The organism is Klebsiella sp. LY (genome assembly GCF_004010915.1).
GTDB lineage: Bacteria > Pseudomonadota > Gammaproteobacteria > Enterobacterales > Enterobacteriaceae > Klebsiella > Klebsiella quasipneumoniae.
On record NZ_CP022444.1, the window covers coordinates 3587965 to 3609355 of the forward strand.

Consider the following 21391-nt stretch of genomic DNA (forward strand, 5'->3'; position numbering starts at 1 on the left):
ATTATTTCGCTTCTATGGTAAAGGCGCGCGGCTGCGGCGTTTTAGTGGCAGGGCCAAACCAGACATCGTAAATTTTCGCGGCTTCGCCGGTTTTCTCCAGCTTCACCAGCTCATCGTTGACGGCCTTCAGCAGGGCCGGTTCGCCTTTCTTCACGCCCACGCCAATCTCTTCTTTGCTGAGCAGGTCGGGCAGAATTTTAAACTTGGCTTTATCCGGCGCTTCCGCCAACAGACCGGCAAGGATAGTGCTGTCCTGGGTGATGGCCTGGACGTTGCCGTTGCGCAGGGCGGTCAGGGCCAGCGGAATATCGTCATAGGAGATGACGCGAGCCTGCGGGAAACGCTGGTGCAGGGCCTGTTCGCCGGTGGTGCCTTTCACCGCGCCGATGCGCGCTTTGCTGTACTCATCAAGCTTATCCGGAGAACCGGCCGGCACGAGGAACTGCTGGCCGGTGACGAAATACGGCGTTGAGAAATCAATAACCTGGGCCCGCTCCGGGGTGATGGTAATGTCGGCGACGATCAGGTCGGCTTTGCCGGACTGCAGCAGCGGAATACGGTTGGCCGGGTTAGTGGCCACCAGCTCGAGTTTGACGCCGAGCGCTTTCGCCAGCGCCTGGGCAAAGTCGACGTCGTAGCCGACGATATGGTGGGTTTTGGCGTCTACGGAGCCGAACGGCGGGTTGGCGTCAAAGGTGGCGACTTTCACGACGCCGGCGGCTTTGATGTCAGCCAGCTGGTCGGCCTGCGCCTGCGAGGCGAGCAGCAGCATACCCAGCGCCAGTGCGATTTTTGTGGTTTTGTTGCGCATAGTTTTTCCCCTGAATCCCTGTTTTGTTTTGTGGACATCACGCTCCCACAAATTCCCCGTCGGCGGCAAAGAAGAAAAAATTCTTATCTATAACCAAAAAGAACTTAACAAACTTATGGGTATTCTTTATGCGCCGCTGGCGTTTTCCCGGTGCGACAACGACCGCCGAACGGTTCCCTCTCCCTCAGGGAGAGGGTTAGGGTGAGGGGAAAAGGACCGGGGGTAATATGCGCCAGCCAGGATTGCAAATTCGGAATTAATATTTCCCGCGCCCGGCCAACTGTGGTTGAAATAGACCCAGGCGATACGCTTCCCGACAGAGGAGAAAACGAAAGTGGCATTGTGGCAACGGTTAACGGGCTGGCTGGCTTTTTTGTCCAACGGTGAAGCCGGACAGCAAGATACCCAACGCGTCATGGAGGCGATCCTGCCGGTGGCCAGCCTTTACGGCGTGGACATTGGCAACGTGGAAACCCGGTGGTTCCGTCATGATAAGACATACTGAGCGACGCAGGACGCGAGAAGCCTACTGGAACGAGGTGTGCTTTGTGTAGCAAGAGACTGCCTGAGGTTGCGGCCTCGCAGGAGGCGCCGCCGCAGCCCAGGCAGTTTTGACCATGCCTATCCCCCCAGATACATCCGCTTAATTTCCGGATTAGTCAGCATCTCCCGCGCCGCGCCTGACAAGGTGATCCGGCCATTCTCCAGGACATACGCCCGATCGGCGATCGCCAGCGCGGCCGTCGCATTCTGCTCCACCAGCAGCACCGTCATATTCTCTTCGCGCAGTTGCTTAATGATGCCGAACAGCTCGCCGACAATTTTCGGCGCCAGTCCGAGGCTCGGTTCATCCAGCATCAATAACACCGGCTCGCTCATCAGCGCCCGGGCGATGGCCAGCATCTGCTGCTCGCCGCCGCTCATGGTGCCTGCCATCTGATGGCGCCGCTCCTTGAGCCGTGGAAAGAGGGCGTACATGCGATCGCGCAGGCGGGTGTAGCCGGCGAGATTATTGTAAGCGCCCATGCGCAGGTTCTCTTCGATGGTCAGGTTGGTAAAGACCCGGCGTCCCTCCGGCACCAGCGCCAGCCCGCGGCGCACGATCTGGTGGGTCTGGCTGCGCGAGATATCGTCGTTAAGGAAGCTGACGCGCCCGCTGGAGCGCACCAGGTTGACGATCCCGTTCAGGGTGGAGGTTTTACCGGCGCCATTGCTACCGATCAGGGTGACGATCTCCCGGTCATAGACGTCGATATCGACGCCCTTCAGCCCCTGGATCACGCCGTAAAAAACCTTCAGTTCCCGGGCGTTAAGCATAATTGGCTTCTCCCAGATAAGCGGAAATGACGTCCGGATGCTGGATCGCCTCGGCCATCAGGCCGCTGAACAATGGCTTACCATACTCCAGGACCATCACCCGTTCGCACAGGCGGTTGACGAAGGGCATATCGTGCTCGATTAACAGGACGCTGAGCTGATAGTCATGGCGCATGCGGAAGATCAGCTCCGCCAGATCCTCGGTCTCCTTTGGGTTCATCCCGGCAGCCGGCTCATCGAGCAGCAGCAGCTTCGGCGCGGTGGCCAGCGCGCGGGCGATCTCCACTTTGCGCTGGTTGCCATAGCTCAGGTTCGTGGCCTGCATATGGGCGAAGTGGGCGATGCCGATATCCTCCAGAATGGCCATCGCTTTGGCCTTCGCCGCCCGCTCGGCCGGAAAGTAGCGGCCAATGTGCAGGGCCGCCTCCAGCAGCGAATAGCGGCTGGCCCGGTCGAGCCCGACCATCACATTCTCCAGCACCGTCATAGAGTTAAACAGCCGGATATTCTGGAAGGTGCGGGCGATCCCGGCGTTCACCACCTGGTTGGGCTTCAGCCCCTTCAGCGAGGCGCCCGCGAGGGTGACGCTGCCGCTGGTGGGCTTATAGTTGGCGGTGATGACGTTAAACAGGGTGGTCTTGCCCGCGCCGTTCGGGCCGATAAGGCCAAAGATCTCCGCCTCGTCAACATGGAAGCTGACGTTGTCGATGGCCCGCAGGCCGCCAAACTGCATGGTGACGTCCTGCACCTGCAGGATGATTTTATTTTCCGCCATAGCCGCCGCTCCTTCTTCCGGTCTGCCAAATCTCTTTTTTCCCCAGCAGCCCTTCGCGGGCGAAGAGCATGATAATCAGCAGCAGCAGGGAGAAGACCACCATTCTCAGGCCCGGATAGGCGCCGAGATCGTGACCGAAGAACTGCAGCGGCTGGTCGAGAAAGCGCAGCCACTCGCCGCTGCCGACCACCAGCACGGTGCCGAGCAGGGCGCCGGTGGTGCTGCCGAGTCCGCCGAGGACGATAATAATCAGCAGCTGGAAGGTGAGCATAAAGTCGAACAGCCCCGGGGAGATGGTGGTCAGCAGGGAAGCCAGCAGACCGCCGCCGATCCCTTCGAAGAAGGCGCTGGTGGCGAAGGCGCAGGTTTTAATGCGGAAGGTGTTGACCCCCATGGCGATCGCCGCATCTTCGTCGTCGCGAATAGCTTTCATCATCCGACCATACTTCGACCACACCAGCTGAAGGATCATGCCGGTGGCCAGCAGGGCGAACAGCCCGCACCAGAACAGAAGATGCGGCTGCTGCGGAATATCGTTCAGCCCGATGGCGCCGTTGGTGATTTGCGGGTTGTTAATGGCGAGGATCTTGATGATAAACCCGAAGCCGAGGGTGACGATGGCCAGGTAGTCGCCCCGCACCCGGAAGACCGGTACGGCGAGGCACACCGCCAGCGCCGCCGCGCACAGGCCGCTTATCAGCAGGGCGGGGAGGAAACCCGCGTGCAGGCTGAGGATCCACGGGCTGGGGGCGGCCATTTCAAACATGTCTACCTTGCTGTCGCTGGAGAGGATCAGCAGGGCGGTGACGTAGGCGCCCACCGCCACGAAGCCGTTCGGCTCCAGCGACAGCTGGCCGGTCACGCCGTTGATCAGGTTGTAGCTGACCGCGAGGATCATAAAGATAAAAATGGTGCTGATGACGCGAACAATGTAGTCATTGAAAACCACGTTGATTCCGGCCAACAGCGCGATACAGATGACAATAATGGCCAGGTTGCGCAGCTGCGCCCCGGCGGTCGTCGTCGCGTTGAGCATCAGAAACGGCTCCTTTCCAGACGTTCGTCGCCCATAATGCCGACCGGGCGGAACAAGAGGACCAGAATCAAGAACAGGAAGGCGAAAGCATCTTTATAGCCGCCCAGTTCGGGGACGATCGCCACCGCGACCACTTCGGTAAAACCGAGGATAAAGCCGCCCAGCACCGCGCCGGTGACGCTGCCGATCCCGCCGAGCACGGCGGCGGCAAAGGCCTTCAGGCCGATAAGCACGCCCATCAGGGGATCGATCGTTGGGTAGCTGATGGAGTAGAACACGCCGCCGAGCGCCGCGAGGCTACTGCCGAGGGCGAAGACCAGGGAGATGATCCGGTTGGCGTCAATGCCCATCAGGCGCACGGTGTTGACGTCAAAGGCCACCGCGCGGATCGCCATCCCATAGCGGGTGCGGTACAGCAGCCAGAGGATCGCCAGCAGCAGCAGGACGGTGATCAGCGGCACAATCCACGCCACGTTGGTAATGATGACGCTGCCAAAGGCTCGGGTCTGGTTGAAAAAGTCCGGGGCGGAGAAGAAGCGCGAGCTGCCGCCGAACAGCACGTTAAACAGGTTTTCGAGGAAGAAGCTGACGCCGATGGCGGTGATCAGCATGGAGATTTTCGAGGCCTGACGCAGCGGACGATAGGCGACCCGGTCAATTAGCATACCAAACAGGCCGCACAGCCCGAGGGTCAGGAAAACGGCTACCCCGAAGGGTAGCCCAACCGAAGAAAATAAAAACAGCGTACTAAACGCGCCGACCATCATCACGTCCGCATGGGCGAAGTTGATCAGCCGCAGCACGCCATAAACCATCGTATAACCGATGGCAATCAGGGCGTACATGCCCCCAAGACTCATTCCATTGACCACTTGCTGGAGAAAAATGGCGCCGTCCATTTTGTAGCCTCGTCACAACTTAAGGGTTAACCACGGTACGAAACGCCAGCTTGCCATCTTTCACTTCGTTGATGACCGCGCTGCGAATGGCATCGCCGTTCTGTAAGGTCAGCGTGCCGGTCACGCCCTGGAAATCTTTGGTGGCGCGGATTTTTTCATTTACGCAGACCCGATCGTGGGGATCGCTGCACTGGTTCATGGCGTTGACGATGACGTTATAGGCATCCGCCGCCATTGCGCCCCAGGTATGGGTCGGCTGCTGGTATTTGGCTTCCCAGGCTTTGATGAAGGTTTCCCCCGCCGGGGTCTGCTCTTTGGCGTTCGGCGAGTAATAATCGGTGGTCATATAGCCGTTGACCGCGTCTTTACCGACATCGAAGAAGACCTGATCCGCGGCCAGTCCATCGCCGCCCACCACCGGTTTGTTGAGCCCCAGCTGTTTAGACTGCACGGCAATCAGCGCCCCTTCGGTGTAGTAGATCGGCATGTAAATCATGTCGACATTCTTCGCCTTGACGCTCGCCAGCTGGGCTTTAAAGTCCTTGCTGCCGCCCGGGGCCTGGACCTCGATGGGAATGGTGCCGCCGTTTTTCAGGAACTGGGTGCGGAACGCTTTCGCCAGGCCGACGGAGTAATCGTTGCTGCTGTCAAACACGATGGCGGCGGTTTTGGCTTTCAGATCGCGGGAGGCCAGATTGGCCCCGACCACCCCCTGGAAGCTGTCCGAGAAGCAGACCCGGCTGACGTAGGGATGGTTGCGGGTGACGCGGTCGTTGGTGGCGGTGGAGGAGACCAGCGGCGTTTTGCTGTCATCGGCGATCTTGGTCATCGCCAGGGTGTTGGAGGAGGTGACTTCCCCGATAACGGCATCCACTTTATCGCTGGAGACCAGGCGCTGCATGGCGTTGGCCGCTTCGACTTTGTCGCTTTTATCATCGATAACGATAAGCTTGATGGTATCGCCATTTTTTAACGTCGGGGTGATGGCCTGAATAATGTCCAGACCTTTCTGCGACGGCTGGCCATAGCCGCTGAGGGCGCCGCTCAGGGGTAATACCACCCCGATTTTAATTTCCGCTGCCTGCGCGCTGCTGGCGCCGACCAGCGCGGCAACCAGCGTGGCCATTAAAGACGCTTTCCCGGAAAACGATTTCATGGGTATTTCTCCGTCGGTCGATTATTTATCTTTAACCATCAATGACTGCATAACATTGAGGAATAATGCGCCAGCTTATCCGGCAAATTATTGGCTGTTATGTTGAATAGATAACGAGATATATACCCTAAATAATTCGAGTCGCATGAAGGCGGCAAGTGAGCGAGTCCCCAGGCGCTTACAGAAGTAAGTGACTGACAGCCAACGCCCATGCAACTTGAAGTATGACGGGTATTTTTAATGCGCTGAATTACCTTACAACGTCCGTTTCGTTTTTACTCATGCAATATTCTTATTACCTGCAGGCAAGGGCATAAGGCTGGCGACCACACGGTTTTTGATACGGTGAACGCATTTTGCCGGGTGGCGACAGGCGCCTTCACCGGCCTGAAAACAGGCAATATACCGGTTAAACGGTTTTCGTCGGCCCGCGCAAGCGAAGCGCCGCCGGGAAATTTCAGCGTGCACCCGAATATAATATTCAGGTGCGCCCGGTCATATTAACAATGTATTCTGCTGCTCACGTGACTTATTATTTTAAAGGGGGCAATGGTTTTATTTTCCCATGCAGCGCCGGATTATCGCTTTCATCTTTCAGGCGCACTCCGGTAAGCCGTCGTAAAAAAGCCTGCTCCAGCAGCCAGGCCAGTTTAAAGGCGGCGGCGTCATGGCTCAGCCCTTCCGGGCGAATATTGGAGATACAGTTGCGCTCCGACTCCAGCCGCTGCCGATGCGGCTGCCAGGTGAGGTAGACGCCGAGGCTGTCCGGTGAGGAGAGACCCGGTCGTTCGCCAATCAGGATCGCCACCGCGCGGGCTTTCAGGGTTTCGCCAATATCATCCCCCAGCGCCACCCGTGACTGATGGGCCAGCACCACCGGCGCCAGGCCGATACCCAGCGTCTGCAGATAGGGCAGCAGGGCGCGGATCAACGGCACCGCCTGGCGCTCTACCGCCCATGAAGAGAGGCCGTCGCCGATCACCAGCAGCAGGTCGGCGGGGCGGACGCCGCTGGCGGCGAGGTCGGCGCGGCTTTCGTCGGCAAGCTGCCTTCCGAGATCCGGACGCCGCAGATAGGTGTGACGGTCCGGCGCGGCGCTGTGCACCGTCAGAGCGTCGAGGCCGAGCGCCGCCAGCGGCGCCACCAGCTGCTGGCTGGCGAACGGCTGATGAATAGCATCCCGCGCTCTGGCGTGGGCCAGACCAAAGTTGAGGACTTCGCGGGTCGGCAGGCTGGCGCCGCTGCGCCCCAGGGCAATCCGCGCATCGGTAAATTCACGCAGCGGGTTCCAGGCGTCGGGACGGTTCATACGGAGGCTCCTTGCGGCAGGACGGACAACAGTGGATGACGGGCGTCGGTGAGCCGCAGCGCGCCGTGCGGATCGATAATCTGCATCTTCGCCAGCCAGTCGGCGAACTCCGGGGCATGCTTTAAGCCCAGCAGACGACGGGCGTACAGCGCGTCATGGAACGAGGTGCTCTGGTAATTGAGCATGATATCGTCCGCTCCGGGCACGCCGATCAGGAAGGTGAGCCCGGCGGCGCACAGCAGGGTCAGCAGGGTGTCCATATCATCCTGATCCGCTTCCGCGTGGTTGGTATAGCAGACGTCGCAGCCGATCGGCAGGCCCATCAGCTTGCCGCAGAAGTGATCTTCCAGCCCGGCGCGAATAATCTGCTTGCCGTCGTAGAGATACTCCGGACCGATAAAGCCGACCACCGTATTGACCAGCAGCGGTTCAAAGTGGCGGGCGACGGCGTAGGCCCGCGCCTCGCAGGTCTGTTGGTCGACGCCGTGGTGGGCGTTGGCCGACAGGCAGCTCCCCTGGCCGGTCTCAAAATACATCACATTGTTGCCGAGGGTACCGCGACCGAGGCTGAGGGCCGCTTCGCGGGCCTCCTGCAGCATGGCAAGATTGATGCCGAAGCCGCTGTTGGCCGCTTCGGTTCCCGCCACCGACTGAAACACCAGATCCACCGGCGCGCCGCGCTCAATCAGCTGCAGCGTATTGGTGACGTGGGTCAAAATGCAGGACTGGGTGGGAATGGCGAAGCGCTGGATAATATCGTCCAGCATCACGTTCAACTGCGCCAGCACCGGTAAGCTGTCGCTGGCCGGGTTGATGCCGATCACCGCGTCCCCGGCGCCGTACAGCAGCCCGTCGAGCATACTGGCGGCAATGCCTTTCAGGTCATCGGTGGGATGGTTGGGCTGCAGGCGCACGCTGAGGTGGCCGGGCAGGCCGATGGTGTTGCGAAAGCGCGTCACCACCTGACATTTGCTGGCGGCGAGGATCAGATCCTGATTGCGCATCAGCTTGCTTACCGCCGCCGCCATCTCCGGGGTGATAGCGCGGGCGACCCGCTGCAGCGTGGCGGTATCGGTGGCATCGTCCAGCAGCCAGTCGCGGAAATCGCCGACCGTCAGGTGACGCAGGGCGGCAAAGCCCTGCGCATCGTGGGTGTCGATGATCAGGCGGGTCACTTCGTCCTGCTCGTAAGGGATAAGCGGATTGTCGAGGATGTCGGTCAGCGGCACCTCGGCGAGGGTCATTTTCGCCGCCATCCGCTCTTCGGCTGAGTGGGCGATAACCCCCGCCAGGGCGTCGCCGGAGCGGGCCGGCGACGCTTTCGCCATCAGCGTTTTCAGACTATCAAAGCGCCATACCTGGCCCGATAGCGTGGTTTTATACATGCCGCCTCCTCAGGAGACCGTTCGCAGTTGAGGATCCACTGGCGCCCGTTCACGGGCCGCTGCGGTTTTGCGGAACCACAGGTAGCCGCCGAGCATCATCGCCGCGAAAATCAGCGCCAGCAGCAGGTTATACCAAACCATCGCCACCAGGCAGAGCACCGCCATGCCGAGGGCAAAGGCCGGCGCCAGCGGGTAGAGCGGCGCGCGGAACGGACGGATCAGCTTCGGCTCGCTACGGCGCAGTTTGAACAGCGCCGCCATGGAAGTGATATACATAACAATAGCCCCAAATACCGACATGGTGACGATGCAGGCGGTTAGCGGCATGCCGCTGATGGTGATCAGCGAGTCGGAGAAAATCGCGGCGATGCCCACCACGCCGCCGGCGAGGATCGCCAGATGCGGAGTGCGGGTGCGGCGATTGAGGGTGGCCAGACCGGCGGGCAGATAGCCGGCGCGGGCGAGGGAGTAGATCTGCCGCGAGTAGCCCATAATGATGCCGTGGAAGGAGGCGACGAGGCCAAACAGCCCCAGCCACACCAGCATATGCAGCCAGCCGCTGCCGTTGCCCACGACCGTCTTCATCGCCTGGGGCAGCGGATCGTTAATATTGGACAGCGCGCGCCAGTCGCCGACGCCGCCGGCGAAGACCATCACCCCAATCGCTAGCACCGTCAGCGTCAGAATGCCGCCGCCCAGGGCGCGGGGAATGGTGCGCTGCGGATCTTTGGCCTCTTCGGCGGCCATGGAAGCCCCCTCAATGGCGAGGAAGAACCAGATAGCGAACGGAATGGCGGCGAACATCCCCGGCAGCGCCAGGCCGCTAAAGCTTTCCGCGCCCGCCCAGCCGTTAGTGGTGAAATGGCTCCAGGAGAAGCCGGGGGCGACTACGCCCATAAACACCAGCAGCTCGAAGATGGCCAGCAGGGTGACGATCAGCTCGAAGGTGGCGGCGATGCCGACGCCGAGGATATTGAGCGTCATAAAGATCACGTAGGCGCCGCAGGCGACCCATTTCGGATCCAGCGCCGGAAACTGCACGTTGAGGTAGGCGCCGATGGCCATGGCGATGGCCGGCGGGGCGAAGACGAATTCAATCAGAGTGGCAAAACCGGCGATAAAGCCGCCGGTGGGCCCGAAGGCGCGGTAGGCATAGGCGAAAGGGCCGCCAGCGTGCGGGATGGCGGTGGTCAGCTCGGTAAAGCTGAAAATAAAGGCGCAGTACATGGCGGCGACCGCGAGGGCGACGACCATAAACCCCATCGTGCCCGCCTGCGACCAGCCGTAGCTCCAGCCGAAGTACTCCCCGGATATCACCAGTCCGACGGCGATCCCCCATAAACGAAAACTGCCGAGCGTTCTTTTTAAGGTGGTGGTGTGCTCTGTCATACGTGTTGCCTCGCCAGATAGAAAGGTTCTGAACGACAGGCTGCAAAGAGAGTGCCAGAACGTTGTCCGTCGCGATGAGGCGCCAGTTCGGGGAGCGCCGGTCGGCGCTGCGCAAAAATGGGGCAGGCTGCACGCTGTCGGCGCGCGACCTGGTGCAGCGGCTTTGCTTTTTCAGCGGCGGCACGGTATAACACTTCTTCTTTTGGATGTTTAGATGTCTATACGTTTATACGCATCATGACCCGGGCAAGCGGGCTGGCGTGAGAAAATAAAATGCAAAGCACAACACAACAACAAGGTGGGCAACTGAAGCGCACCATGAAAACGCGTCATCTGATCATGCTGTCGCTCGGCGGCGTGATTGGCACCGGCCTGTTCTTTAATACCGGCTATATCATCTCCACCACCGGCGCGGCCGGGACGCTGCTGGCGTATCTGATTGGCGCCCTGGTGGTCTGGCTGGTGATGCAGTGCCTCGGCGAACTGTCGGTAGCGATGCCGGAGACCGGCGCTTTCCACGTTTACGCGGCGCGTTACCTTGGCCCGGCGACGGGCTATACCGTGGCGTGGCTCTACTGGCTGACGTGGACGGTGGCGCTGGGTTCGAGCTTTACCGCCGCCGGCTTCTGTATGCAGTACTGGTTCCCGCAGGTGCCGGTCTGGATCTGGTGCGTGGTGTTCTGCGCGGTGATCTTCGGCCTTAACATCATTTCGACCCGCTTCTTCGCCGAAGGCGAGTTCTGGTTCTCGCTGGTGAAAGTGATCACCATCATCGCGTTTATTATTCTCGGCGGCGCGGCCATTTTCGGCATCATTCCGATGCAGGATGGCTCCCCGGCGCCGGGCCTGCGCAATATCACCGCCGAAGGCTGGTTCCCGCACGGCGGCCTGCCGATCCTGATGACCATGGTGGCGGTGAACTTCGCCTTCTCCGGGACGGAGCTTATCGGCATTGCCGCCGGGGAGACGGAAAACCCGCATAAGGTTATTCCGGTCGCCATCCGCACCACCATCGCCCGGCTGATTATTTTCTTTATCGGCACCGTATTTGTGCTGGCGGCGCTGATCCCGATGCAGCAGGCGGGGGTGGAGAAAAGCCCCTTCGTGCTGGTGTTTGAAAAGGTGGGTATCCCTTACGCGGCGGATATTTTCAACTTCGTGATCCTGACGGCGATCCTCTCGGCGGCCAACTCCGGCCTGTACGCTTCCGGGCGGATGCTCTGGTCGCTGTCGAACGAGAAGACGCTGCCGGCCTGCTTTGCCAAAGTCAATAAACGGGGCGTGCCGGTGACCGCGCTGTCGGTGAGTATGCTGGGCGGCGTGCTGGCGCTGTTCTCCAGCGTGCTGGCGCCCGACACGGTGTTTGTGGCGCTGTCGGCGATCTCCGGTTTTGCGGTGGTGGCGGTGTGGTTGAGCATCTGCGCCTCGCACTTTATGTTCCGCCGCCGCCATCTGCAGCAGGGTAAGGCGCTGAGCGACCTGCAATATCGCGCCCCCTGGTATCCAGTGGTGCCGATTCTGGGCTTTGTGCTGTGCCTGGTGGCCTGCGTGGGCCTTGCTTTTGACCCGAGCCAGAGAATTGCGCTGTGGTGCGGGATCCCCTTTGTGGCCCTGTGCTATGGTGCCTGGTATCTTACTCGTTCACGGAAAATGACTCAGGAGCCCCAACATGTCGCAGACTAATCCGTTTACCGCCCTGCTTGCCGCCCAGCCTTTCGTGCTGCTGGACGGCGCTATGGCCACCGAGCTGGAGGCCCGCGGCTGCGATCTGGCTGACAGCCTGTGGTCGGCGAAAGTGCTGCTGGAGAACCCGCAGCTGATCCGCGATGTGCATCTCGACTACTTTCGCGCCGGGGCGCAGGTGGCGATCACCGCCAGCTATCAGGCCACCCCGGCGGGTTTTGCCGCACGCGGGCTGGATGACGCGCAGTCCCGGGCGCTGATCGGCAAAAGCGTCGAGCTGGCGCGCAAAGCGCGCGAGGCGTACCTCGCCGAGAACCCGCAGGCCGGCACGCTGCTGGTCGCCGGTTCGGTGGGGCCGTATGGCGCGTTTCTTGCCGACGGCTCGGAGTATCGCGGCGATTATCAGCGCAGCGCGGCAGAGTTCCAGGCCTTCCACCGGCCGCGCGTCGAAGCGCTGCTGGATGCGGGCGCCGACCTGCTGGCCTGTGAAACCCTGCCGTCATTCGCCGAGATCCAGGCCCTGGCGGCCCTGCTGCAGGAGTATCCCCGCGCTCGCGCCTGGTACTCCTTCACACTGCGCGACGCCGAACATCTCAGCGACGGCACGCCGCTGCGCGAGGTGATGGCCGCCCTGGCGGATAACCCGCAGGTGGTGGCGGTGGGGATCAACTGTATCGCGCTGGAAAATACGCCCGCGGCGCTGGCGCATTTGCACAGCCTGACGGCGCTGCCGCTGGTGGTCTATCCTAACTCCGGCGAGCATTATGATGCGGTGAGCAAGACCTGGCATCATCATGGCGAAGCCTGCGCCAGCCTGGCGGATTATCTGCCGCAGTGGCTGGCGGCCGGGGCGAAGCTGATCGGCGGCTGCTGCCGCACCACGCCGAAGGATATTGCTGAGCTTAACGCGAAGCGCTGAGTTTTTTGCCGGGTGGCGCTGCGCTTACCCGGCCTACATATTGCGCGAACCGGAGGCCGGGCAAGGCGCAGCCGCCACCCGGCGCCAACCATCTGCCACCAACCAATCGCTCAAAATCAACTATCCTTTCCCGCTTTTGTTCTAAAAACGATTCGCTATTAGCCAGAATTTTTAATTACTTCATCTCCATCCTGATGCCGGAAATACTGCACCTATAACAACTCAGGGGAAGCAGACATTATGGCATTCACATCGCGAATTACTCTTCTGGCGGCGCTGGCCGTCGCCGCCTTCCAGGCGCAGGCGGTCAACGTGACCGTGGCGTATCAAACCTCCGCTGAGCCGGCGAAAGTCGCCCAGGCGGACAACACCTTCGCCAAAACCAGCGGGGCGACCGTCGACTGGCGGAAATTTGACAGCGGCGCCAGCGTGGTGCGGGCTCTGGCCTCCGGCGATGTGCAGATCGGCAATATCGGCTCCAGCCCGCTGGCGGTGGCCGCCAGCCAGCAGGTGCCGATTGAAGTGTTCCTGCTTGCCTCAAAGCTCGGCAACTCCGAAGCGCTGGTGGTGAAGAAAAGCATCACCAAACCGGAAGATCTGATCGGCAAGCGCATCGCCGTGCCGTTTATCTCCACCACCCACTATAGCCTGCTGTCGGCGCTCAAACACTGGGGCATCAAGCCGGGCCAGGTGCAGATTATTAACCTGCAGCCGCCGGCGATTATCGCCGCCTGGCAGCGCGGGGATATCGATGGCGCTTACGTCTGGGCGCCAGCGGTTAATGAACTGGAAAAAGAGGGCAAGGTGCTGACCGATTCCGCGCAGGTTGGGGAGTGGGGCGCGCCGACCCTCGACGTCTGGGTGGTCCGTAAGGACTTCGCCGAGCAGCATCCGGAGATTGTCAAAGCGTTCGCTAAAAGCGCCATCGACGCCCAGCAGCCCTACATCGCCAACCCGGAGGCATGGCTGAAACAGCCGGACAACATCAGCAAGCTGGCGCGCCTGAGCGGGGTGCCGGAAGCCGATGTCCCGGGGCTGGTGAAGGGCAATACCTATCTCACCGCCGCTGAGCAGGCGCAGGCGCTGAACGGGCCGGTCAATCAGGCCATCGTGGATACCGCGCGCTTCCTGAAAGAGCAGGGCAAAGTGCCTGCGGCGGGAACCGATTATCGTCAGTACGTGACTGACCGCTTTGTGAAGTAAAGGAGGCGGCGATGCTGCAAATCTCGCATCTTTCCGCCGACTACGGCGGTAAACCGGCGCTGGCGGATATCAACCTGACGCTGGAGAGTGGGGAGCTGTTGGTGGTGCTGGGGCCCTCGGGCTGCGGTAAAACTACCCTGCTGAACCTGATTGCCGGATTCGTGCCCTATCAGCACGGCAGCATCACTCTCGAAGGTCAGCGGGTGACCGGGCCGGGCGCAGAGCGCGGCGTGGTCTTCCAGAACGAAGGTCTGCTGCCGTGGCGCAATGTGCAGGATAACGTGGCGCTGGGTCTGCAGCTGGCGGGCGTGGATAAAGCGCAGCGCCGGCAAGCGGCGGCGCAGATGCTGAAGAAGGTGGGTCTCGAAGGGGCGGAAAAACGCTTTATCTGGCAGCTGTCCGGCGGTCAACGCCAGCGGGTGGGCATCGCCCGGGCGCTGGCGGCGAATCCGCAGCTGTTGCTGCTGGATGAGCCCTTCGGCGCGCTTGACGCCTTTACCCGCGAGCAGATGCAGACATTGCTGCTGAAACTGTGGCATGAGACCGGCAAACAGGTGCTGCTGATCACTCATGACATTGAAGAGGCCATCTTTATGGCCACCGAGCTGGTGCTGCTGTCGCCGGGGCCGGGACGGGTGGTGGAGCGGCTGCCGCTTGATTTCAGCCGTCGCTTTGTCGCGGGCGAATCCTGCCGCAGCATCAAATCCGACCCGCGCTTTATTGAACAGCGGGAATACATTTTGAGCCGGGTGTTTGACCAACGGGAGGCTTTCTCATGAGCGTGGTACTGAACGACAAACCGCGTCAGTCGACGCTGAAATGGCGCTGGCCGCTCTCCCGTCAGCTTACCCTCAGCGTGGCGACCCTGGCGGTGCTGCTGGCCGTCTGGTGGGCGGTCGCGGCGCTGCAGCTGATTAGCCCGCTGTTTCTGCCGCCGCCAGGACAGGTGTTGCAGAAGCTTATCACCATCGCCGGGCCGCAGGGCTTTATGGATGCGACGCTCTGGCAGCACCTGGCGGCGAGCCTGACGCGGATCGTTATCGCGCTGCTGGCGGCGGTGCTGCTCGGCGTACCGGTGGGGATCGCCATGGGGCTCAACTCAACGGTGCGCGGGATCCTCGATCCGCTGATCGAGCTTTATCGTCCGGTGCCGCCGCTGGCCTACTTACCGCTGATGGTGATCTGGTTTGGCATTGGTGAAACGTCAAAGATCCTGCTGATCTACCTGGCGATTTTCGCCCCGGTAGCGATGTCGGCGCTGGCGGGGGTGAAAAGCGCGCAGCAGGTGCGGATTCGCGCCGCCCGTTCGCTGGGCGCCAGCCGGGCGCAGGTGCTGTGGCTGGTGATCCTGCCCGGCGCGCTGCCGGAGATCCTCACCGGGCTGCGCATTGGTCTCGGGGTGGGCTGGTCAACGCTGGTGGCCGCAGAGCTGATCGCCGCCACCCGTGGGTTAGGGTTTATGGTGCAGTCCGCCGGCGAGTTTCTCGCCACCGATGTGGTGCTGGCGGGGATCGCAGTCATTGCCATTATCGCCTTTTTACTGGAACTGGGGCTGCGCGCGCTGCAGCGCCGCCTGACGCCCTGGCATGGAGAAGTACAATGAGTGAACGTCTGAGCATTACCCCGCTGGGGCCGTATATTGGCGCGCTGGTGACCGGGGCGGATTTAACCCGTCCGCTGAGCGACAACCAGTTTGAGCAGCTGTATCACGCGGTGCTGCGTCATCAGGTGGTATTCCTGCGCGAACAGAATATCACCCCGGCGCAACAGCGCGACCTGGCGCTGCGGTTTGGTGACCTGCATATTCATCCGGTCTACCCTCACGCCCCTGGCGTGGAAGAGATTATCGTCCTCGATACCCACAACGATAATCCGCCGGATAATGACAACTGGCATACCGATGTCACCTTTATCGACACGCCGCCCGCCGGCGCCATTCTGGCGGCGAAAGAGCTGCCGGCGACCGGCGGGGATACTCTGTGGACCAGCGGCATTGCCGCCTGGGAAGCGCTGTCAGAACCCTTCCGGCAGCTGCTGAGCGGCCTGCATGCGGAACACGATTTCCGTAAATCGTTCCAGGAGTATAAGTACAACCACACGGAAGCCGAGCATCGGCGCTGGCAGGAGGCGGTGGCGAAGCATCCACCCCTGCTGCACCCGGTGGTGCGTACCCACCCGGTGACCGGCAAGCAGGCGCTGTTCGTTAATGAAGGCTTTACCACGCGGATTGTCGACGTGACCGAGAAAGAGAGCGCGGCGCTGCTGAGCTTCCTGTTTGCCCATATCACCAAACCGGAGTTTCAGGTGCGCTGGCGCTGGCAGCCGAACGATGTCGCTATCTGGGATAACCGGGTGACGCAGCATTACGCCAATGCCGACTATCTGCCGCAGCGGCGCATTATGCACCGGGCGACGATTCTCGGCGATAAGCCGTATTTCCGGGCGTCGTAGCCGCGGTTAATGTTGCCTGCAGAACTACCCCTGCCATCCGCCACCCTGGCCGGATGGCAGGATAAACCGGCTATCCGGCCTGCAAAGCTAAATGCGCGCCAATATAGCGCTGATAGCGGTTCGCTTTCAGATAGGTCAAATCCACCAGCACCAGACCATCCACGCAGTTATTGAAATCCGGATCGCTGCCGAAATCGATAAACTGCACGCCGCCCGGCTCGCACACTTCCGAGTACTGCTTATACAGCGGCGGGATCGCGCAGCCGAGGTTGCCGAGCAGGGACTTCAGCCGGGCCAGGTCGTCGTTGTAATCCTCCCCGCCAAACTGCGCCAGCACATCGGGCAGCGACGCCGGATAAGGGCGACGGGACTCCGCCAGCGGGTGCGTGGCCGGGAACCACAGCCGGTAGAACGCCACCAGCAGATCGCGAGCGGCGGGCGGCAGCCCACCAGAAATCGATACCGGGCCAAACAGATAGCGATAGTGCGGGTAGCGCGCCATATAAGCGCCGATGCCGGACCACAGGTAGTCCAGCCCGCGTCGACCCCAGTAGCGCGGTTGGATAAAGCTGCGCCCCAGCTCAATGCCGTGCTGCAGGATGTCGTCCATTCGCCCGTCGTAGTGGAACAGACTGGAGCTGTAGATCCCCTCCAGGCCGCGCTTTGCCAGCTGTATGGCCGTCGGCATAAAGCGGTAAGCGCCGACGATCTCGAGGTCTTCTTCATCCCACAGGATCAGATGCAAATAGTCGTCATCATACCCGTCGATATCCCGCCGTTTGCCGCTGCCTTCGCCAACCGCGCGGAAGGCGATTTCCCGCAGGCGTCCCAGCTCGCGCAGCAGCGGCGCCTCCTCCTGACCGTTGCGCTGCCAGAGGTAAATCACTTTGCCATCGGCGGTGCGGCCCAGGCATTCGGCCTTGTGCAGTTCGCGTTTGAGCCGCGCCCGATCTTCCGGGCGGGCGATGGCGCTTTCAGTTTTGAACTGCCCAGGCAGCCCTTTGCGCAGCTGTTCAAGGTGCTGATAGCAGCGGCCGGTAAGTTCGCGAGCGCTGGACTGGGCATCGAACCAGCTCGACCAGGGGATCTGCTGGCCGATACGCACCGGCAAGCTGCTGTTGCGCCGGCGAAACATCTGCTGCATCAGCAGGAGCAGCGGCAGGTTGTCGGAGACCAGGGTGCTGGCGTAAAACAGGGCGCTGTTGTGGGCATGAATCCACGCCGGCAGCAGCGGGGCGCGATATTTCGCCGCCAGCTTAATAAAGCCCGAGTGCCATTTTTTATCGCGGATGCCGCGACGGGTAAGGCGAGAGACTTCCCCCGCCGGGAAGAAGATCAGCACCCCACCGGCCTGTAGCTGCTGGTCCATCTGCTGCAGCGCTGTTTTAGCGGTGCGGCCATGAATATTATCCACCGGGATAAACAGCGAGCTCAGGGGCTCAAGGTGGGTGAGCATGCGGTTGGTGACCACTTTGACGTCGCGTCGCACGCGGGATACCGCATACAGGAGCGCCAGGCCGTCGAGGGTGCCGGTGGGGTGGTTGGCGATAATGACCAGCGGGCCATATTCGGGGATTTGTTCGAGATCGTGCGCCGGGATGGCGCAGCGGATATTGAGGTATTCCAGCACCTGTTCGACCGTATCAAGCCCCTTCAGGTGGCGGTGACGGTCGGCAAATTGTTGAAACTCTTCCTCATAAAATAGCTTTTTTAACAGTTTCTTTTGCCAGGGTGCGGGCCTCGCCTGAGGCCACAGGTCATCGAGTACGTTGTCGAGACTAAACATAGTGGCTCCTCCTCCGTCCTGCCCAGACAGTAGAAGGTAGAGATGTCGTTCAGATTACAGTTGGGTGAAGATTCGGTCGCAGCAAGCGAGGTTTCCCGGATAGCGGCTAACGCCTCATCCGGGCTACGGTTGGCGCCGATTTGTAGCCCCGGTAAGCGTCAGCGCCACCGGGGAGAGGCTATCGGCGTTCACCGCAGCTAAGATCAAAGCTATCGCCAGCCCAATTTGGGGGATATAGCCCGCGCTGGACATCGCGATGAAAGGTTGAAAATGGCCAATCGATCACTCGGGTGACCCAGCCATGCTTAAGTGGATTGATATGGATGTAATCAACGTGTCGGCGGTAATCATCTTCATCGCGTATGGCATGCTCCCAAAAGCGCGGTTGCCAGAGGGGGTGTCGTTTTAACGTTCTGGTAAAACAGCCTTTGATATCTCTCCAGCGTGAAGAAAAATCGTCATCATTATGAGGTAGTGTCCAGATGCAATGCAGATGTTCAGGCAACACCACCCAGGCATCAATAATAAAGGGGCGATGTTGTTTAACTACGGCGACAGAGTAGCGCAATAATTCTATGTTTTCAGTTAGGTGCATGCTTCTACGGTCTTTAAGGTTAACGGTGAAGAACCAGGTTCCCCCTTTAATGTAATAACGTCGATAAGCCACCACAGGATCTCCTGGAATTCGGTATTTATGATGTGGTTTAACACGTTAAAAGGCGAAATCCGGTACGCCAAGAAGAACGCGCAGAAGATGGAAAGCGGCGTGCAGCTACAGATATTGTTTAGCGCCTGTCCCCGGATAGCGGCGCAAGCGCCTTATCCGGGCTACGGTGTGGTGGTCGCGATAAATACAGCGCACCGGAGATGAGGTTTGGTAGCCCCGGTAAGCGTCAGCGCCACCGGGGAGAGGGAGGCTTAACGGAGGATGTTTTTCTCGGCCAGGTCGAGGGCGAAATAGCTGAAGATCAGATCGGCGCCCGCGCGTTTGATAGCGCCGAGGCTTTCCAGAACCACTTTCTCTTCATCGATAGCGCCCGCCTGGGCGGCGAATTTGATCATCGCGTACTCCCCGCTGACCTGATACGCGCCGAGCGGCAGATCGCTGCGCTCGCGGATATCGCGCAGAATATCCAGGTAGGCGCCCGCCGGTTTCACCATCAGGCAGTCGGCGCCCTGGGCTTCATCGAGCAGCGACTCGCGAATGGCTTCCCGGCGGTTCATCGGGCTCATCTGATAGGTTTTACGATCGCCCTTCAGCGCGGTACCGGCCGCTTCGCGGAACGGGCCGTAGAAGGAAGAGGCGAACTTGGTCGAATAGGACATGATCGCCGTATTGGTGAAGCCGGCGGCGTCCAGCGAGCGGCGAATCGCCTGCACCTGACCATCCATCGCGGCGGAAGGGGCGATGAAATCCGCGCCGGCGGCGGCAGCGACAACGGCCTGTTTGCCGAGGTTTTCCAGGGTCGCGTCGTTATCCACCCCGTGGTCGCACAGCACGCCACAGTGGCCGTGGGAGGTGTATTCGCAGAAGCAGGTATCGGACATGACGATCATCTCCGGCACCGTGGACTTACAGATCCGCGACATACGCGCCACCAGACCATTTTCATTCCAGGTATCGCTGCCGGTGGCATCGGTGTGATGAGAAATACCAAAGGTCATCACCGAGCGAATGCCGGCATTGGCGATGCGTTCGATCTCGCGCGCCAGATATTTTTCCGGAATGCGCATCACCCCGGGCATGGCCTCGATCGCTTTGTAATCATCAATTTCTTCTTCAACAAAGATCGGCAACACCAGGTCGTTCAAACTCAGTGTTGTCTCTTCAAACAGGGCGCGCAGCGCAGCGGATTGACGCAGGCGGCGGGGGCGAGTGATTAAATCTGTCATGGTTTGCCTGATTTTGTGAAATGAAAGAGGGTAGTGTAACTGAAATGGCAGCGGGATGTTTCGCCAAAACGATCGTTATGTCGCATCGGCGAAACCTCCCCCGGGCTTACTGACTGGCCGTCTGCATGTTGGGCTGCATGCCGCTCAGCTCGCTGACCAGATCGTTGATGCCATCGCTCATATTGTTGAAACGGGTTAACGGCGAGCGGGTCACTACCACAAAAGCGCCGACGTTAGCCTGCGGATTCATCGCCATATAGGTGATAAACCCGCCGCCGCCGCCGGTTTTCTGAATAATCCCCGGATGGCCATTCTTCGGCTTCATATACACCCAGCCAAGCCCCAGCGCGTCGGCGCGGCCAGGCACGTCCATACCGATCACCCGAGTCAGCTGGTTACGCTGATAAATCAGCGTCTGCATCCGGTCGGCCTGCTGGCTGCGGGTATAGAAATCGGATGACAGGAACTGCTGCATCCAGCGCATCATATCCCCCGGCGTCGAGTAGACGCCGCCGCTGCCGATCGCCGCCAGAGTGTTGTTACACGGGCTGGCGCCTTTCTCCGGGATCATCAGCCGCTGGCACTGATCCGGCGATGGGGTAAAAGTAGTGTCCTTCATCCCCAGCGGCCGGGTGATCTGCTCTTCAAACAGCTGCGGATAAGGTTTGCCGGCGGCGGTGGAGAGCGCGTCCGCCAGTAAATCGAAGGCAAGGTTGGAGTAGGCCGCTTGCGAGCCGGGCGCGGTCTTCAGGGTGGCGGTTGAGAGCCAGTTCCAGCGCTGCTGGCGGGTTGGCCAGACAAACACCGGACGATGAGCGGCGCCGCCAGGCTGTTCGCGCGGCAGGGCGCTGGTATGGGTCGCGAGATTCACCAGAGTGATTGGTTTTCCCTGCCAGTCAGGCACTCGGGCGCCCGGCGGAGCGTATTTGCTCAGCGGATCGTTGAGTTTCACCACCCCCTGGTCGAGCAGCTTCACCAGCATCTCGCTGGTCATCAGTTTGCTGAGGGAGGCGATACGGATCACCGAGTCGAGCTGCGGGTGCTGATTATTCCCCGGGCGGGTTTCGCCAAAGCTGCGAAACACACGCTGATTGCCATCGATCACCACCAGCGCCATGCCGGTGGCGCCGCTGCCGTAGTAGATATGATTGGCGTAACGATCGACCACATCCGAGGCGAAAACCGGGTCAACGGTAGGCTGTGCGGCCTGCGCCGAGGTCCACGACGCCGCGCACAGCGCAGCAAAAATGAGCAAACTACGTTTCAACGGAGATCATCCATTAAATAAATAAAAAAGAAGAGGGTATTTATACTACGAAGTGGCGCAGAACAAAGCGGGATTCACGACATTCCTGCAGGAAAAAGGTAACGGTGCGTAA

23 protein-coding genes are annotated in these 21391 nt (G+C 60.6%); 10 read left to right on the top strand and 13 right to left on the bottom strand.

Annotated elements, in window-relative coordinates; all coding sequences use genetic code 11:
- Nucleotide 1 precedes the first annotated feature (1 nt).
- On the bottom strand, nt 2–811 hold the full coding sequence (locus CE636_RS20440) for an ABC transporter substrate-binding protein (RefSeq protein ID WP_017900982.1): 810 nt from the start codon (nt 809–811) through the stop codon (nt 2–4).
- Between the two features lie 334 nt (nt 812–1145).
- Here CE636_RS20440 and CE636_RS20450 point away from each other — a divergent pair, with 334 nt between their 5' ends.
- Complete coding sequence (locus CE636_RS20450; RefSeq protein WP_002890108.1) at nt 1146–1316, top strand: hypothetical protein; 171 nt, start codon at nt 1146–1148, stop codon at nt 1314–1316.
- Between the two features lie 116 nt (nt 1317–1432).
- On the opposite strand, the gene CE636_RS20455 is transcribed toward CE636_RS20450, so the two are convergent.
- The 5 genes from CE636_RS20455 to CE636_RS20475 are packed head-to-tail and all read right to left on the bottom strand — an operon-like array spanning nt 1433 to nt 5964.
- Nucleotides 1433–2128, bottom strand: a complete 696-nt coding sequence (locus CE636_RS20455) for an ABC transporter ATP-binding protein (protein WP_004204908.1) — start codon at nt 2126–2128, stop codon at nt 1433–1435.
- Nucleotides 2121–2903, bottom strand: coding sequence for an ABC transporter ATP-binding protein (locus CE636_RS20460; protein WP_017900983.1), 783 nt, complete (start codon nt 2901–2903; stop codon nt 2121–2123). Before CE636_RS20460 ends, CE636_RS20455 begins: the two co-directional genes overlap by 8 nt.
- Nucleotides 2890–3939: a branched-chain amino acid ABC transporter permease gene (locus tag CE636_RS20465; RefSeq protein WP_002890127.1), complete on the bottom strand. Its 1050-nt coding sequence runs from the start codon at nt 3937–3939 to the stop codon at nt 2890–2892. The genes CE636_RS20460 and CE636_RS20465 overlap by 14 nt, the downstream gene beginning before the upstream one ends.
- The gene (locus CE636_RS20470) at nt 3939–4838 is read right to left on the bottom strand and encodes a branched-chain amino acid ABC transporter permease (RefSeq protein ID WP_004204905.1); all 900 of its coding nucleotides are present in this window, start codon (nt 4836–4838) and stop codon (nt 3939–3941) included. The genes CE636_RS20465 and CE636_RS20470 overlap by 1 nt, the downstream gene beginning before the upstream one ends.
- 19 nt (nt 4839–4857) lie before the next feature.
- Nucleotides 4858–5964, bottom strand: a complete 1107-nt coding sequence (locus tag CE636_RS20475; protein WP_004147267.1) for an ABC transporter substrate-binding protein — start codon at nt 5962–5964, stop codon at nt 4858–4860.
- On the opposite strand from CE636_RS20475, the gene CE636_RS28875 reads away from it, so the two are divergent.
- On the top strand, nt 5957–6100 hold the full coding sequence (locus tag CE636_RS28875; protein WP_032426080.1) for a hypothetical protein: 144 nt from the start codon (nt 5957–5959) through the stop codon (nt 6098–6100). The genes CE636_RS20475 and CE636_RS28875 overlap by 8 nt on opposite strands.
- A gap of 426 nt (nt 6101–6526) precedes the next feature.
- Here CE636_RS28875 and eutC read toward each other — a convergent pair whose 3' ends face one another.
- From eutC to eat, 3 genes are read right to left on the bottom strand one after another with little or no spacing between them, the layout of a single operon-like run.
- Nucleotides 6527–7303, bottom strand: a complete 777-nt coding sequence (eutC, locus tag CE636_RS20480) for an ethanolamine ammonia-lyase subunit EutC (protein ID WP_004204903.1) — start codon at nt 7301–7303, stop codon at nt 6527–6529.
- Nucleotides 7300–8688, bottom strand: coding sequence for an ethanolamine ammonia-lyase subunit EutB (locus CE636_RS20485; RefSeq protein WP_004204902.1), 1389 nt, complete (start codon nt 8686–8688; stop codon nt 7300–7302). Before CE636_RS20485 ends, eutC begins: the two co-directional genes overlap by 4 nt.
- 9 nt (nt 8689–8697) lie before the next feature.
- Nucleotides 8698–10077, bottom strand: coding sequence for an ethanolamine permease (gene eat, locus CE636_RS20490; protein WP_042939282.1), 1380 nt, complete (start codon nt 10075–10077; stop codon nt 8698–8700).
- Nucleotides 10078–10139: 62 nt separating this feature from the next.
- Here eat and CE636_RS28880 point away from each other — a divergent pair, with 62 nt between their 5' ends.
- The 7 genes from CE636_RS28880 to tauD all read left to right on the top strand — a co-directional run bounded on the left by CE636_RS28880 (nt 10140) and on the right by tauD (nt 16333).
- A complete protein-coding gene (locus CE636_RS28880; protein WP_162489163.1) occupies nt 10140–10268 on the top strand; it encodes a hypothetical protein in 129 nt (42 codons plus the stop codon).
- 82 nt (nt 10269–10350) lie between these two features.
- Nucleotides 10351–11760, top strand: coding sequence for an S-methylmethionine permease (gene mmuP, locus CE636_RS20495; RefSeq protein ID WP_094354774.1), 1410 nt, complete (start codon nt 10351–10353; stop codon nt 11758–11760).
- A complete protein-coding gene (gene mmuM / locus CE636_RS20500; protein ID WP_017898951.1) occupies nt 11747–12679 on the top strand; it encodes a homocysteine S-methyltransferase in 933 nt (310 codons plus the stop codon). The genes mmuP and mmuM overlap by 14 nt, the downstream gene beginning before the upstream one ends.
- 240 nt (nt 12680–12919) lie before the next feature.
- The gene (gene tauA / locus CE636_RS20510) at nt 12920–13882 is read left to right on the top strand and encodes a taurine ABC transporter substrate-binding protein (RefSeq protein ID WP_004204897.1); all 963 of its coding nucleotides are present in this window, start codon (nt 12920–12922) and stop codon (nt 13880–13882) included.
- An 11-nt stretch (nt 13883–13893) separates the two neighbouring features.
- Nucleotides 13894–14661, top strand: coding sequence for a taurine ABC transporter ATP-binding subunit (gene tauB, locus CE636_RS20515; RefSeq protein ID WP_004178719.1), 768 nt, complete (start codon nt 13894–13896; stop codon nt 14659–14661).
- Nucleotides 14658–15485: a taurine ABC transporter permease TauC gene (gene tauC, locus CE636_RS20520; protein WP_017898950.1), complete on the top strand. Its 828-nt coding sequence runs from the start codon at nt 14658–14660 to the stop codon at nt 15483–15485. Before tauB ends, tauC begins: the two co-directional genes overlap by 4 nt.
- Nucleotides 15482–16333, top strand: coding sequence for a taurine dioxygenase (gene tauD, locus CE636_RS20525; protein ID WP_017898949.1), 852 nt, complete (start codon nt 15482–15484; stop codon nt 16331–16333). Before tauC ends, tauD begins: the two co-directional genes overlap by 4 nt.
- Nucleotides 16334–16403: 70 nt before the next feature.
- On the opposite strand, the gene CE636_RS20530 is transcribed toward tauD, so the two are convergent.
- Both CE636_RS20530 and CE636_RS20535 read right to left on the bottom strand, forming a co-directional pair.
- Complete coding sequence (locus CE636_RS20530) at nt 16404–18119, bottom strand: lysophospholipid acyltransferase family protein (RefSeq protein ID WP_017898948.1); 1716 nt, start codon at nt 18117–18119, stop codon at nt 16404–16406.
- 178 nt (nt 18120–18297) lie between these two features.
- Entirely contained in the window at nt 18298–18789 is a 492-nt protein-coding gene (locus CE636_RS20535) for an REP-associated tyrosine transposase (RefSeq protein ID WP_004204888.1), read from the bottom strand.
- Between the two features lie 24 nt (nt 18790–18813).
- Here CE636_RS20535 and CE636_RS28885 point away from each other — a divergent pair, with 24 nt between their 5' ends.
- On the top strand, nt 18814–18990 hold the full coding sequence (locus CE636_RS28885; RefSeq protein ID WP_017898947.1) for a hypothetical protein: 177 nt from the start codon (nt 18814–18816) through the stop codon (nt 18988–18990).
- Between the two features lie 47 nt (nt 18991–19037).
- Here the strand turns inward: CE636_RS28885 and hemB are convergent, their stop codons facing one another.
- Together hemB and ampH are read right to left on the bottom strand one after the other, a co-directional pair.
- Nucleotides 19038–20012, bottom strand: coding sequence for a porphobilinogen synthase (hemB, locus tag CE636_RS20540; RefSeq protein ID WP_004204887.1), 975 nt, complete (start codon nt 20010–20012; stop codon nt 19038–19040).
- Between the two features lie 106 nt (nt 20013–20118).
- Nucleotides 20119–21279, bottom strand: a complete 1161-nt coding sequence (gene ampH, locus CE636_RS20545) for a D-alanyl-D-alanine-carboxypeptidase/endopeptidase AmpH (protein ID WP_004204886.1) — start codon at nt 21277–21279, stop codon at nt 20119–20121.
- Nucleotides 21280–21391 lie beyond the last annotated feature (112 nt).

What these genes read in the sequence shown, in the direction of transcription:
- CE636_RS20440 (WP_017900982.1), bottom strand. Translation starts at nt 811, where the DNA reads ATGCGCAACAAAACCACAAAAATCGCACTGGCGCTGGGTATGCTGCTG.
- CE636_RS20455 (WP_004204908.1), bottom strand. Translation starts at nt 2,128, where the DNA reads ATGCTTAACGCCCGGGAACTGAAGGTTTTTTACGGCGTGATCCAGGGG.
- CE636_RS20460 (WP_017900983.1), bottom strand. Translation starts at nt 2,903, where the DNA reads ATGGCGGAAAATAAAATCATCCTGCAGGTGCAGGACGTCACCATGCAG.
- CE636_RS20465 (WP_002890127.1), bottom strand. Translation starts at nt 3,939, where the DNA reads ATGCTCAACGCGACGACGACCGCCGGGGCGCAGCTGCGCAACCTGGCC.
- CE636_RS20470 (WP_004204905.1), bottom strand. Translation starts at nt 4,838, where the DNA reads ATGGACGGCGCCATTTTTCTCCAGCAAGTGGTCAATGGAATGAGTCTT.
- CE636_RS20475 (WP_004147267.1), bottom strand. Translation starts at nt 5,964, where the DNA reads ATGGCCACGCTGGTTGCCGCGCTGGTCGGCGCCAGCAGCGCGCAGGCA.
- eutC (WP_004204903.1), bottom strand. Translation starts at nt 7,303, where the DNA reads ATGAACCGTCCCGACGCCTGGAACCCGCTGCGTGAATTTACCGATGCG.
- CE636_RS20485 (WP_004204902.1), bottom strand. Translation starts at nt 8,688, where the DNA reads ATGTATAAAACCACGCTATCGGGCCAGGTATGGCGCTTTGATAGTCTG.
- eat (WP_042939282.1), bottom strand. Translation starts at nt 10,077, where the DNA reads ATGACAGAGCACACCACCACCTTAAAAAGAACGCTCGGCAGTTTTCGT.
- mmuP (WP_094354774.1), top strand. Translation starts at nt 10,351, where the DNA reads ATGCAAAGCACAACACAACAACAAGGTGGGCAACTGAAGCGCACCATG.
- mmuM (WP_017898951.1), top strand. Translation starts at nt 11,747, where the DNA reads ATGTCGCAGACTAATCCGTTTACCGCCCTGCTTGCCGCCCAGCCTTTC.
- tauA (WP_004204897.1), top strand. Translation starts at nt 12,920, where the DNA reads ATGGCATTCACATCGCGAATTACTCTTCTGGCGGCGCTGGCCGTCGCC.
- tauB (WP_004178719.1), top strand. Translation starts at nt 13,894, where the DNA reads ATGCTGCAAATCTCGCATCTTTCCGCCGACTACGGCGGTAAACCGGCG.
- tauC (WP_017898950.1), top strand. Translation starts at nt 14,658, where the DNA reads ATGAGCGTGGTACTGAACGACAAACCGCGTCAGTCGACGCTGAAATGG.
- tauD (WP_017898949.1), top strand. Translation starts at nt 15,482, where the DNA reads ATGAGTGAACGTCTGAGCATTACCCCGCTGGGGCCGTATATTGGCGCG.
- CE636_RS20530 (WP_017898948.1), bottom strand. Translation starts at nt 18,119, where the DNA reads ATGTTTAGTCTCGACAACGTACTCGATGACCTGTGGCCTCAGGCGAGG.
- CE636_RS28885 (WP_017898947.1), top strand. Translation starts at nt 18,814, where the DNA reads ATGATGTGGTTTAACACGTTAAAAGGCGAAATCCGGTACGCCAAGAAG.
- hemB (WP_004204887.1), bottom strand. Translation starts at nt 20,012, where the DNA reads ATGACAGATTTAATCACTCGCCCCCGCCGCCTGCGTCAATCCGCTGCG.